The organism is Paludisphaera soli (assembly GCF_011064595.1).
GTDB classification, from domain to species: domain Bacteria; phylum Planctomycetota; class Planctomycetia; order Isosphaerales; family Isosphaeraceae; genus Paludisphaera; species Paludisphaera soli.
Window position 1 is genome coordinate 256,811 of the sequence record NZ_JAALJI010000004.1, and the last position, 12,060, is coordinate 268,870.

Annotated in this window: 9 protein-coding genes; 4 read left to right on the top strand and 5 right to left on the bottom strand. The window is 70.8% G+C overall.

The window, feature by feature from the left end; all coding sequences use genetic code 11:
• Positions 1-3: 3 nt before the first annotated feature.
• The gene (locus G6O68_RS07730) at positions 4-303 is read right to left on the bottom strand and encodes a hypothetical protein (protein WP_165246166.1); all 300 of its coding nucleotides are present in this window, start codon (positions 301-303) and stop codon (positions 4-6) included.
• A 252-nt stretch (positions 304-555) separates the two neighbouring features.
• Here G6O68_RS07730 and G6O68_RS07735 point away from each other — a divergent pair, with 252 nt between their 5' ends.
• Positions 556-1,596: a TIM barrel protein gene (locus G6O68_RS07735; protein ID WP_240911096.1), complete on the top strand. Its 1,041-nt coding sequence runs from the start codon at positions 556-558 to the stop codon at positions 1,594-1,596.
• 66 nt (positions 1,597-1,662) lie between these two features.
• Here G6O68_RS07735 and G6O68_RS07740 read toward each other — a convergent pair whose 3' ends face one another.
• The 4 genes from G6O68_RS07740 to G6O68_RS07755 form a co-directional block, all read right to left on the bottom strand.
• A complete protein-coding gene (locus G6O68_RS07740) occupies positions 1,663-2,154 on the bottom strand; it encodes a hypothetical protein (protein WP_165246416.1) in 492 nt (163 codons plus the stop codon).
• Positions 2,155-2,279: 125 nt separating this feature from the next.
• Positions 2,280-2,777 (bottom strand): hypothetical protein, encoded by a 498-nt coding sequence (locus G6O68_RS07745; protein WP_165246417.1) that lies wholly within the window; start codon positions 2,775-2,777, stop codon positions 2,280-2,282.
• A 96-nt stretch (positions 2,778-2,873) separates the two neighbouring features.
• Positions 2,874-5,711, bottom strand: a complete 2,838-nt coding sequence (gene uvrA, locus G6O68_RS07750; RefSeq protein WP_165246418.1) for an excinuclease ABC subunit UvrA — start codon at positions 5,709-5,711, stop codon at positions 2,874-2,876.
• Positions 5,712-5,844: 133 nt separating this feature from the next.
• Positions 5,845-7,668, bottom strand: a complete 1,824-nt coding sequence (locus G6O68_RS07755) for a hypothetical protein (protein WP_165246419.1) — start codon at positions 7,666-7,668, stop codon at positions 5,845-5,847.
• A gap of 492 nt (positions 7,669-8,160) precedes the next feature.
• Between G6O68_RS07755 and G6O68_RS07760 the strand changes: the two genes are divergently transcribed.
• From G6O68_RS07760 to G6O68_RS07770, 3 genes are read left to right on the top strand one after another with little or no spacing between them, the layout of a single operon-like run.
• A complete protein-coding gene (locus G6O68_RS07760; protein WP_165246420.1) occupies positions 8,161-10,746 on the top strand; it encodes a hypothetical protein in 2,586 nt (861 codons plus the stop codon).
• 40 nt (positions 10,747-10,786) lie between these two features.
• On the top strand, positions 10,787-11,716 hold the full coding sequence (locus tag G6O68_RS33210; protein ID WP_165246421.1) for an ABC transporter ATP-binding protein: 930 nt from the start codon (positions 10,787-10,789) through the stop codon (positions 11,714-11,716).
• Positions 11,717-11,773: 57 nt separating this feature from the next.
• On the top strand, positions 11,774-12,052 hold the full coding sequence (locus G6O68_RS07770) for a hypothetical protein (RefSeq protein ID WP_165246422.1): 279 nt from the start codon (positions 11,774-11,776) through the stop codon (positions 12,050-12,052).
• Positions 12,053-12,060 lie beyond the last annotated feature (8 nt).

Consider the following 12,060-nt stretch of genomic DNA (forward strand, 5'->3'; position numbering starts at 1 on the left):
CGCTCAGGGGAGCGAGGCCTGGACGCACCAGGCGCCGGCGAAGATCCAGCACGACATCGCGGCCGTGCCGACGACGAGGACCAGGGTCGTCGCGGCGAGGGCCTCGGCGTGCTCCAGCAGGCCGCGGGCCAGGCCGATCGAGCCGATCGTCTGGAAGAGGGCCATGACCGCCGCCAGGCCGAGGGCGACCGCGCCCACGCCGGTGATGAAGACGATCACGCCGATCCGGCCGGCCGGGTCGCGGCACATCGCCAGGACGAAGGCCACCATCAGAATGACGAACGCGAGCGTCTGGAGCTTCACCCCGCCGGCCCTCCTCGCCCGGCCCCCCTTCGGACCTCCGCCGCAACTGGGATCATCCCCGCGCGGGCCGACCGCTGTCAACGCCCCGCGACCGCCGCCGGCCGGGGCCACAGGCCCATTGAGAGTCCGCCCGCGTTCGGTTTAGAGTACTAGGGCCGACGGCGATCCGCCCGTCGGTCCCCCACGCCAGCGAGGCCGCGAGAGCGAGACCGCCAGCCGGTCGTCCAGCCAGTTCCCCGGAGCATCCGACGCATGAGCACCCCGACCAAGTACCGATTCACGTTCGGCCCCTGGAACATCAGCACCGGCGCCGACCCGTTCGGGCCCCCCGCCCGCAAGGAGATGGAATACGCCCGCAAGCTGAAGACGTACAAGGAGCTCGGGTTCGACGGCGTCCAGTTCCACGACGACGACATCGTGCCGGCCGACCTCGACTGGCAGGCGACCCTGAAGGGGACCGCCGAGGTCAAGAAGATCCTCGACGGCGAAGGGCTCTTCGTCGAGATCATCGCCCCGCGCCTCTGGGAAGACCCCCGCACCCTCGACGGCGGCTTCACCTCGAACGACCCCAAGGAGCGGCAGTACGCCATCGACCGCGCCAAGCGCTGCGCCGACCTGGCGGACGAGGTGGGCTGCAAGAACTACGTCCTCTGGCTGGCCCGCGAAGGGACCTACATCCGCGAGGCGAAGTGCGCCAAGACGGCCGTCGCCCGGATCGTCGACGCCTGGAACGCGATCCTGGAGCACAACAAGAACGTCCGGGTCATGGGCGAAGCCAAGCCCAACGAGCCGACCGACTCCGCCTTCATCCCGACCGTCGGCCACATGATGGCGATCGGCCTCAAGACCGTCGACCCGGCGCGCTCCGGCGTGCTCATCGAGAGCGCCCACTCGCTCCTCGCCGGCCTGGATCCCTCCGAAGACATGGCCTTCGCCCTGTACTTCAACAAGCTCTGGAGCGTCCACCTCAACGACCAGAACGGCCTGAAGTACGACCAGGACAAGACCTTCGGCTCGGTCAACCTGCGCCAGGCGTTCAACCAGGTCTGGGTGCTCGACAAGAACGGCTACGGCCAGAACGGCGAGTGCGTCGGCCTGGACATCAAGGCCATGCGCACCACCACCTTCGAGGACTCGCTGCTCCACCTGTCGAACTCGAAGACCATGTTCCTCCGCCTCCTCGACGTCGTCCGCGCCGTCGACGAGAAGAAGGTCGAGGAACTCCGCGCCGCCAAGAAGTACGAGCAGCTCGAGTTGATGATCCTCGGCATGCTGATGGGCAAGAGCGGCTGATCCCCGCCCTCCCCGTCGTTTGAGAAAGAGGCAGGAGCCGCCGGGGGGACGGATCCCCATCGCACCTCACGTCGACGAGGGCCGGGTGCTCGTCTCGAACTCCCTCAAGGAGCCCAATGCGGCGGAGACGGCGATCAGGATCGCGCCCGTCGCGACGGTGGCGAGGAAGCCGTCGACGATGGCGTCGACGTGCGGGAAGACGTGGAACCGGGCCGAGCCCACCACCGACGCCAGGATCACGCCCGCCATTCCGGCCGCCATCTGCAAGACGGGTAGGATCTGAAACGCGGCGACGACCGAGCCGCCACGAACCACCGCGACCATCGTCTGCCGCGCGACGCGGCAGGCGTGGAGGCCGAGCCAGTAGATCAGGGCCACGCCGCACGCCATGCCCAGCCTCCCGCCGGCGTCCGTGACGATCATCCCCAAGGTGAGCGGGACCGGCAGGTTGGCGACCATGACGAGCGTCCAGGCCCGCACCGGCGGCGTTCCGGCAGGAGCCTTGCCGAACTTGTAAGCCTTGCCGTCGCCGAAGTCCGGGTCGTCGATCAGGGACATGCCGCACCTCTTGGCTGGTCCGTACTTGAATTCGGTATTCCCGATAGGCGAGTGAGCCTGATCCCAGCTCCCCCCGCCCGTGAAAGCAGCAGGAGCCTCCCGAGGGGCCGGTCCCCGATCGCCGTTCACCCTTCCGTCGAGAGGCTCGCCGCCCGTCGCAAGCCGCGGCTGGCGGCCCCGAACGCGGCTGCGACGACGACCAGGATGCCGCCGGTCGTGAGGGTCGCGAGGAAGCCGCCGAGCAGCGTATCGACTGTGCCCAGTTCCCCGGGCTGGGCCAGGGCGAAGCCTCGGACCAGTTCCACGCCGATCGTCCCGGCCACCATCTGGGGGATCGGGAAGAATTGCAACGCGGCGACGAGCCAGCCGCCTCGCGTCACCGTGCGCATCTCCTGAGGCGAGGTGAAGCAGATGCGGCGGCCGATCAGGTAGACCACGACCACGCCAAGCACCATGCCGACCCTGCCGCTATCGCTGCCCATGATCCAGCCCATCCACAGCGGGACGGGGAGATTGACGGCGTTGACGTCGGTCCAGGCCCGTACAGGGGGCGTCTCGGAAACCCGCTTGATCGGCTTACGCGCCAGGATGCCGGCGAAATCCTGATCTTGCCAACGGCTCATGTCGTCCCCCCCCTTTCGAACCCGGCGACCAAGGCGGTACGCCTCCGAGCCTTTCCGGTCGGCCTATCGGCCTGCGTTGGAACACGGGGAGCGAGGTCAGCCGGCACCACGGCCGGTGAGCTCGGCCTTCAAATACCCGCCGGTCAGGCTCTCGGGTGCCTCGGCCACCTCGGCCGGCGTCCCCATCGCCACGACGCGGCCGCCGCGGGCGCCGGCTTCGGGGCCGAGATCGACGACCCAGTCGGCCGCGGCGACGACGTCGAGGTCGTGTTCGATGACGACGAGCGTGTTCCCCTGGTCGGCCAGGCGTTCGAGGACTCCGAGCAGGCGGTCGACGTCGGCGAAGTGCAGGCCGGTCGTGGGCTCGTCGAGGATGTAGAGACGATCGCCGCCGACCGGCCGGGCCAGGTGGGCCGCCAGCTTCACGCGCTGGGCCTCGCCGCCGGAGAGGGTCGCGCCCGACTGGCCGAGTGTCAGGTAGCCCACGCCGACGTCGTGGAGCGCCCGCAGCCCCGGCAGCACGCGAGGCTGGGCGTCGAAGAAGGACAGGGCCTCGTCGACCCGCATGTCGAGCACGTCGCCGATCGACTTCTCCTTGAACAGGATCTCCAGCGTCTGGCGGTTGAACCGCTTGCCCCGGCAGTCCTCGCAGACGACGTACAGGTCGGGCAGGAACTGCATCGGCACGCGACGCCGGCCCAGCCCCTGGCAGGTCTCGCACCGCCCCCCCTTGGCGTTGAAGCTGAAGCGGGCCGGGCCGTAGCCCCGCGTTCGAGCCTCGCGGGCCTTGGCGAAGACGCGGCGGATCTCGTCGAACACGCCGGTGAACGTCGCGGGGGTCGACCGGGGCGTGCGGCCGATGGGAGACTGGTCCACCTCGACCATGGCCAGGAGCGACTCCCACCCGGCGATCCGGCCCAGCTCGGGCGACTCGCGCAGCGAGACCCGGTCGCGGCGGCGGAAGGCCTTCGCCAGCACGTCGAACACCAGGCTGCTCTTTCCCGATCCGCTCACGCCCGTCACGCAGGTCAACGCGCCGAGCGGGATGCGGACGTCGACGTCCCGCAGGTTGTGGACGGTCGGGCCCTCAATCGTCAGCCAGCCGGGCGACCTCGCCAGCCGATCGGACCGCGACGGCGCGTGGCGGTCCTCGCCCCGAAGCCGGCGGCCGGTCAGCGAGGCGGGGGCCGCCGCGATCCGTTCCGGCGGGCCCTCCGCGACGATCGCGCCGCCGTCCGGCCCCGCGCCGGGACCGACGTCGAGGATCCAGTCGGCCGCGCGAATGACCGCCTCGTCGTGCTCGACGACCAGCACGCTGTTGCCCAGGTCCCTGAGCTTTCGAAGGCCGTCCAGGAGGCGGTCGGTGTCGCGCGCGTGCAGCCCGGCCGTCGGCTCGTCGAGGACGTAGCAGACGCCGACGAGGTCCGAGCCGAGCTGGGTCGCCAGCCGGACCCGTTGCAACTCGCCGCCGGACAGCGTCCGCGCCCCCCGGCCGAGCGTCAGATACTCCAGGCCGACGTCCGCCAGGAACCGCAGCCGCCCCCGGATCTCGCGGAGCAACGGGGCGGCGACGGCCTCGCCCTCCTCGTCGAACCGGAGGCCGTCGAAGAACCCCCGGGCCTCCTCGATCGTCAGGTCGCTCGCCTGGGCGATGGACTTGCCGCCGACCCGCGCCGCGAGGGCTTCGGGACGGAGCCTCGCGCCGAGGCAGGCCGGGCAGGGGGCCTCCTCGCGATACGCGGCGAGCGTCGCCTTGACCGCCGCGCGATCGGCGGTGCGATCCAGGTCGGCGAGCCCCGCGAGCACGCCGGGGTAGCCGTCCTTCTCGCCGTGCAGGAACGAGGAAACAAGCGCCTCGGGCCATTCGTCCAACGGCCTGTCCCGAGTGAGCTTGTGGCGGTCGAGGAACGCCGAGACGGCCGGGTCGTCGCGGAGCGATTCGCGGAGCCGGGGGCCGAGCTTCGTCCAGGGCTCGACCGCGCCGCGGTCGAGGGATTTCGAGCGGTCGGGGACGACGAGGTCGGGCTGGAACTCGGCGATCACGCCCAGGCCGTCGCAGCGCGGGCAGGCCCCCTGCGGGCTGTTGAAGCTGAATCCGCGCGGTTCCAGGGCCGGCAGGCTGACGCCGCAGTCCGGGCAGGCGTGGTGGACGCTCATGGTCCGGTCCTCCCACGCTCCGTCCACGTCGGCCATGATGGTCACGACGCCGTCCGACAGCTTGAGAGCGAGGTTGAGGCTCTCGGCGAGCCGGGGCGCGACCCCCTCGCGGATCACCAGGCGGTCGGCCACGGCCTCGATCGTGTGGTTCTTCGTCTTCGCCAGCTTGGGGGGCTCGTCGATCTCGACGATCTCGCCGTCGACCCGGGCGCGGATCAGCCCGGCGCGGCGGATCGCCTGGAAGACCTCGGCGTGGGCCCCCTTGCGACCCCGGACGAGGGGGGCCAGGACCATGATCCTCCGGCCGGTCGGGTAGGCCAGGACCGTCGCGGCCATCTGCTCGGGGGTCTGGCTGCGGATCGGCAGTCCGCACTTCGGGCAATGGGGGGCGCCCAGGCGGGAGTACAGGACGCGCAGGGAGTCGTTGATCTCGGTCAGCGTGCCGACGGTGCTGCGCGGGCTGGGCCGGCCGGCGCGCTGGTCGATGGCGACGGTGGGCGGCAGGCCGTCGATCTGGTCGACGTCCGGGCGCTCGATCTGGTCGAGGAACTGGCGGGCGTAGCTGGAGAGGCACTCGACGTACCGCCTCTGGCCCTCGGCGAAGATGGTGTCGAACGCCAGCGAACTCTTGCCCGAGCCGCTGACGCCGGTGAGGACCACCAAGGCGTCGCGCGGGACGTCCACGTCCACGCCCTTGAGGTTGTGCGTCCGCGCCCCCCGGACGGCGATCGCCGTCGCCGGTGCTGCCTCGGCGTCCTGCTTGCTCGCCATGTCCATCGCCCCCGACCCTCCTCGTCACCACCCGGCCCGCCCCCGATTATAGGCGAAGGCCGCCGATGGGCCGAGGCGGACCGGCCGGCGTGGTGGCCGTCGGACGATCGGAGTCGCAGGTCTCGGGGATTCCTCCGCATCAGCGAGCCGGAGGAGCTTTCAGGAAGAGCGCATGGTCGGCGACGTCGAGACGTACGCGGGTCCGGCCGAACTGCTCGATGCCGCCGATGATCAGGCTGCTCAGGATCGGCGGCCTGCCCCGACCGTCGGGCGCCATCGCCTCCTCGGTCACGCCGGTGATCGCCGCATCGACGATCAGCTGCTTCACGAGGTCCGCGATCGGGATCGTGTATCGGCGCCATCGCATCCGCTCCGGGGGCGTTGAGCAGGTGACGTCCCAGGCGGGGACCCATTGCATAAAGTCCTGTTCGGGATGCTGGAGCCCGGAATTCCGGCCGGAGAGATGAAGCGTGATGACGGTGCCGGGGCCCTCGTGGGGCTCGGCGTAATAGCCGGCGTGTCCGATGAACGGGACGTCGGTCCCTTCTTCGTATTCCAGCAGATTGACCGAGATCGAGTAGGTTTTTCCGGTGCGGTGGCTGATCCAGGAGAAGTAATAGGGGATCCTCACGCTCCGGGCTTCCTCCCTCCCGCCCGCGCCGGCCATGTCCCGCAGCCAGACCTCGGCCCCGAGCACGCGCGTCATGTCCGGCGGGGCGGGCATGCCGGCGTAGATGCCGCTGGGCCGGTTTAGTTGCAGGCCCAGGTAATTGTTGCGGGTGTTGTTGCTGGGGAAATGCCGGGTGTCGACGACCAGGGTCGCGATCGTCCGATCTCCGGCCCCGCCCCAACCGAACTCGAACGGGCACGCCACCGAGACGTTGTGCGGGGACGTGTTGTCGTAGGTCTGGCGAGCCGCGAGCGCCGTGCCCAGCGGGCTGATGCGGCACGTTTGCTTGTGGCGTCCCGTCGAATCGAGCTCGTGGGAGCCCTCGTCGTTCGCCAGGGTGTAGAAGCCGCCCCCGGGCGGGATGCCGCCGGCGCCGGGCGCCCAGCATCGGCGGAGCCCCGCGGCGTCGGGGCTACGGGCCTCGAAGTAGAGCGCGGCGTCGGGGGTCTGGCTCCGCCGGACGAGGTCGGCGAGGGTCTTCTCCGTCCCGGGGCCTTCGAGCGGGGCGGCCTGCATGGCGTCCTGCGAATCGAGGGCCAGGAACTCCCATCGAACCCCAGGCTCCTCCGCCGGCGGGGTCCAGTGGAACCCGACGGCGCCGCCGGCCTCGACCCCCGCGTCGAGCAGGGCCGCCTTCACGTCGGGGCGCGGCTCGTCCGCCCTGAGCGCGGCGACGAACGATCTGGATCCGTCCGGCGCGTTCCGAAACACATGGATGTCGACCGAAGATTGGTGCGCGTCCCTCTCGAAGGCCCATCCCGAGACCCCGCCTGGCCCGACCACCCAGAAGCCGAAGGGGAGGACGGGATTGATCGTCGCCGCGCGGGCTTGATCCATGCCGGGGTCCCAATATGTCTCGGCCCTCGCCAGGTTGATGAGGCGAGGCGATTGGGAAAGATTGATGACGGCGCGGCCGTCCGAGGCGACGGCGTAAACGTGCAAGGAGTGCGGCTGCGAAGCTTCCTCGCCCCTCATCGTGAAGGAGTACCGGTATCCGTGCCGATCGTCGCCGAATCGCGGCGGGGCGCCGTTCCTCAGGTCGGGTCGCGGTTCGTCCGCCCTGACGGCGCCGAGGAATCGGCCACCCTTGCCGGGAAATCCATCCAGGTAGAAGTGGACCTCGCAGGCGTGGGCCGGGGCCGAGGGATCCATCGCCCAGCCGATCACGTCGACCCGATCGCCATGCTGGGCCATGTCGTCCACATAGCCCCGCGGCATTGCGTCGGCCGCGAGGACCTGCGCCGACAGGACGACGAGTGTCACGACGAGCGACAAGGGTCGCAAGGACGGCATGGGCGCCTCTCCATGGAGTTCGAGGGGGATCCCGCTCGTGGAGTCGATCCCTCACGGCACGGGGCCTGGGACGCACCAGGAAGGAGTCCTTTTCGCCCCGCCGGCATGCGCCTTCGCGGCGAACCGTCCCCGACCAGGTCGCCACCGCATCGACATTCCACTCGTCAAGCATACGTCGTGCCGAGGCCGAATCGCGGACCCCGAGGCGGTTTAGGATCGTCGCGGAGGGCTTCGGGGACATCCCTAACCCGGCGGTTCGGAGTGTCAGGGCGGTGAGGGGGGGCGGAAGCCGCGGGCGGGATCGCGGAGAATTCCGCAACCCCCTCGCCCTTTCTCGTGGCCTCGTCGGGTGGTACACTTGTCGTCGCGCGAGGGCGGGCTTCTCGCCGCCGCGGCGGGGCTTCGACGCTCCGTAGGCCGGTGCGCGAGCGGGGGCCTCGCGCCGAAGGCGCATCGTTCCCGCGGCCCCGGGGCGGGGGAGGTTCGTCGACCGTGAAGCGACGCCAGGCGACCGTACGGATCCTTTTGCTGACGCTGGGCGTTCTCGCCGCCCCGTCGCCGATGCGCGGGCAGGAGCCCGCCGCGGGCCCGAGCGGGCTGTCGGCGGCCGACGAGGAGCGGCTGCGGATGCTGAGCGACCCCGAGGCTCTGAAGAAGGAGGCGGCCAAGGACAAGCTGCGCCCGCCGTTCGAGTTCTACCGCTCGCAGATCGCCCCCAACGACGTCCTCCCCTGGGTCAAGGCCCGGCACTGGCACGGCCTGACGGTCGAGATGCGGGCCAACCTCGACGATTACTCCGGGAGCCTCCAGACCACGGCGATCCAGCTCCCCGGCACCTCGCAGGACCTGACCTTCGGCCGCGAGGCCAGGCTGGTGAAGGAGCAGCGCAGCCGGCTGGGGATGCCCATCCTGCTCCCCCGCGCGAACGCCAAGGAGCTCCCGGTGGAGCTGATCCGCGAGGGCGCGATCCGGCCCGATCAGGTCTACAGCGCGGCGCTGCGCCCGCTCGCCCCCCACCAGATGCTCGCCCTGATCCTGACGAAGGAGGCCAACGGCGGCTACGCCCCCTGGTCCCGCCTGAACGCCACGCTCCCCTCGACCCTCGAACGCGAGGACGTCCAGGCGGCCGACGCCCTCCGCTACTATCGCCTGGTCCTGCCGCTGGAGCCCGACAAGCCGCTCTTGCCCACACACCCGCTGACCTGGACCGCGGTCAGCCACGTCGTCTGGGACGGCCTGGAGCCGGACGTGCTCTCGGTCTCGCAGCAGCAGGCGCTGCTGGACTGGATCCACTGGGGGGGGCAGCTCGTCATGATGGGGGGGGCGGGCCCGAAGTTCTCGGTCCTCCGCGAGAGCTTCCTGGAGCCGTATCTCCCGGCCGACCCCTCGGGCGAGGGCCGCGCCCTGGACGCTGGGGAGCTGCAGGCGCTGTCGGCCGCCTATCGACCGCCCCCGGGCGTGATCCCCATCGCGACGACCGACGACGAGGCGGCGCCCTCCGATCGCACGATCCAGGCGAAAAGGGAGGTTATGTTCGGGCGAGGCCAGGGCCTCGAATTCGACGCCGCCCCTCGCCGACGTCCCGGCTACGACGCGCCGGATCCGATCCATCCCGAGGTCGGTCGGCCGCTTCAACTCGCCGGGCTACGGCCCCGGCCGGGCGCGACCATCGTCCCCATCGGCGCGGCGGACGGCCCCGCGTTGGCCGTGGAGCGGCGGGTGGGGCGGGGCCGGATCACCATGCTGGCCGTCAACCCCACCGACCCCGCGCTCGCCTCGTGGAAGGGGATCGACACCTTCGTGCGGCGGGTCGTCTTCCGACGGCCCGAGGAGTCGGCGGTCGCGCTCGGGACGGCGGCCGGGCCGAGCCTGTCGATCCGGAGCATGGAGGGGCCGGACCTCAGCTGGTATCGGATCGCCGCCCGCGACATCGGCGCCCCGAAGCCGCCGCCGCCTCCCGACCCCGATCGGCCCGGCTCGCTCCAGTTCTACGATCGGCCCGGCGGCCCCACGGCCGCGGACGCGATCGGCGTCGACTACGGGCTGGCGGGGGGCGAGACGCGGCTCCCCGACCTGGCGGGCGTGGCCGAGTGGCGCGACGAGGCCCGCATCCCCCGGATCGGCCGCGACGTGCTGGAATTGTCCTCCGGGATCAAGGTGCCCAGCTCGTCGTTCGTGCTCAAGGTGATCCTGGCCTACGTCCTGGCCGTGGCCCCGCTGAACTGGCTGGTCTGCCGCGTGATCCTGCGGCGTCGCGAGGCCGCCTGGGTGGTGGTGCCGGTCCTGGCCCTGGGCTTCGCGATCGGCGTCGAGCGGGCCGCCGCCTACGACCTGGGGTTCGACTCGGCCTGCGACGAGGTCGACCTGCTGGAACTCCAGGGGGATTACCCGCGTGGGCACCTGAGCCGCTTCGTCTCGCTCTACAGCACGGGCCACGGCCGGTTCGCGATCCGGTTCCCGGACGAGCCGACCGCCCTGGCCCTGCCGTTCGCCGCCGGGCGTTCGATCGCCGGCGAGGACCGCACGACCTCGGCCTGGCGGTCTTTCCCGGTCCCGGCGCTGGAGGATTTCACCGTCCAGCCCCGGAGCCTCGCCATGTTCCGGGCCGAGCAGATGCTGGCGATGCCCGGCGCCATCGTGATCGAGACCGACGCCGAGGAACAGGGCGGCGCGCGGACGCTCCGCAACGGCAGCGGCCTGGAGCTTCGCGACGCTACGTTGCTGGAGTACCTCGGGCCTGACGACGTCCGCGAGACCTACCTGGGCCCGATCGCCCCGGACGCCGAGATCGACCTCGACGAGATCGAGCCGAGGGACGCGCCGGAGCATGTCCGGGAGTTCGACGGACCGGACCCTTCGACCGTGCTGGCGGCCCTCCGCGAGAGTTGGGAGGACCGGCCCGAGAGCGTGGGCGAGACGCGGCTGGTGGCGTGGACCCCGGGCCCGGTCTCCGGCCCCCGGATCGAGCCGGCGGTCGACCGCCACCGCGGTGCGACGGTCGTGCTGGCCCACCTGAAGTACGCCCCGCCGCCGCCCCCCGGTGGACGCCGGTACGACCTGACGGCCCCCGAAGAATGAGACCGACCCGAGAAGGAAGAGACCCGGCGAGGAGCGGCCCATGATCGAGGTGATCAACTTCACCAAGCGTTACGGCGAGTTCACGGCCGTCGACGACCTGAGCTTCTCCATCGGCGAGGGGGAGATCTTCGGCTTCATCGGCCCCAACGGCGCCGGCAAGAGCACGACGATCCGGTTCCTGGCCACCCTGCTGCGGCCGACCTCGGGCGAGGGCCGGATCGCCGGCCATTCGGTCACCGAGGACCCGATGGCCGTCCGCCGCGTGATCGGCTTCATGCCTGACGACTTCGGCGTCTACGACGGCATGAAGGTCTGGGAGTTCCTCGATTTCTTCGCCGTCGCCTACGAGATCCCTAAGGCCATGCGGCGGCGGATCATCGGCGAGGTCCTGGAGCTCCTCGATCTGACCCACAAGCGCGACGACTACGTCAACGGCCTGTCGAAGGGGATGAAGCAGCGGCTCTGCCTGGCGAAGACCCTGGTTCACGACCCGCCGGTCCTGATCCTCGACGAGCCCGCCTCGGGCCTGGACCCCCGCGCCCGGCTGGAGATGAAGGCGCTCCTGAACGAGCTGCGGCGGATGGGCAAGACGATCCTGGTGTCGAGCCACATCCTCTCGGAGCTGGCCGACTTCTGCACCTCGATCGGCGTGATCGAGCGGGGCCGCCTGCTGGCCGCCGGGAGCATCCGCGACATCCAGCGGAAGATCCGCGCCCACCGGGTCCTGAAGGTCGAACTGACGTCCGGAGAGACCGACCGCGCCGCGACCATCCTCCGGGACGACCCGGCGATCGACAGCGTCGAGGCCTACGGCCGCTCCGTCACCGCCGAGTTCCACGGCGACGACGAGGACATGGGCCGGCTGCTCGGCCGCCTGATGGCCGCCGGCGTCCCGGTCCAATCGTTCGCCGAGGAGCCCTTGAGCCTCGAAGAAGTGTTCATGATGATCACCAAGGGGATCGTCAACTGAGGACGCCCGTGATCGGGCGGCCGACCGTCCGGGGACCGGACAGAAAGCGGAGGGGCGATGGCCCGGCAGTACGCCTTGCGATTTCGGCACGTCGACCCGATGGCGATCCTGGGCGTCCTGGAAGGGACCCCCACGTTCCACCGGAACGATCGCGGCGGTTCGGATTTCGAGGCCCGCGACGAGGAGAACTCCGGCGGTCGGCCCGACGCCTCGCTGCGGATCGAGTCGTACGGAGTCCGGTTCACCGACGAGGGGGGATCGAAGCGCCACCTCGGCGAGCTGATCGTCCGCCTCGTCGGCCGGTTCGGCGCGGTCGAGGTCGCCGAGCTGGAATAAGGGCGGCC

Excerpts from the sequence above, each read along its gene's own strand:
- uvrA (WP_165246418.1), bottom strand. The coding sequence starts at position 5,711 with ATGGACATGGCGAGCAAGCAGGACGCCGAGGCAGCACCGGCGACGGCG.
- G6O68_RS07740 (WP_165246416.1), bottom strand. The coding sequence starts at position 2,154 with ATGTCCCTGATCGACGACCCGGACTTCGGCGACGGCAAGGCTTACAAG.
- G6O68_RS07735 (WP_240911096.1), top strand. The coding sequence starts at position 556 with ATGAGCACCCCGACCAAGTACCGATTCACGTTCGGCCCCTGGAACATC.
- G6O68_RS07745 (WP_165246417.1), bottom strand. The coding sequence starts at position 2,777 with ATGAGCCGTTGGCAAGATCAGGATTTCGCCGGCATCCTGGCGCGTAAG.
- G6O68_RS07770 (WP_165246422.1), top strand. The coding sequence starts at position 11,774 with ATGGCCCGGCAGTACGCCTTGCGATTTCGGCACGTCGACCCGATGGCG.
- G6O68_RS07755 (WP_165246419.1), bottom strand. The coding sequence starts at position 7,668 with ATGCCGTCCTTGCGACCCTTGTCGCTCGTCGTGACACTCGTCGTCCTG.
- G6O68_RS33210 (WP_165246421.1), top strand. The coding sequence starts at position 10,787 with ATGATCGAGGTGATCAACTTCACCAAGCGTTACGGCGAGTTCACGGCC.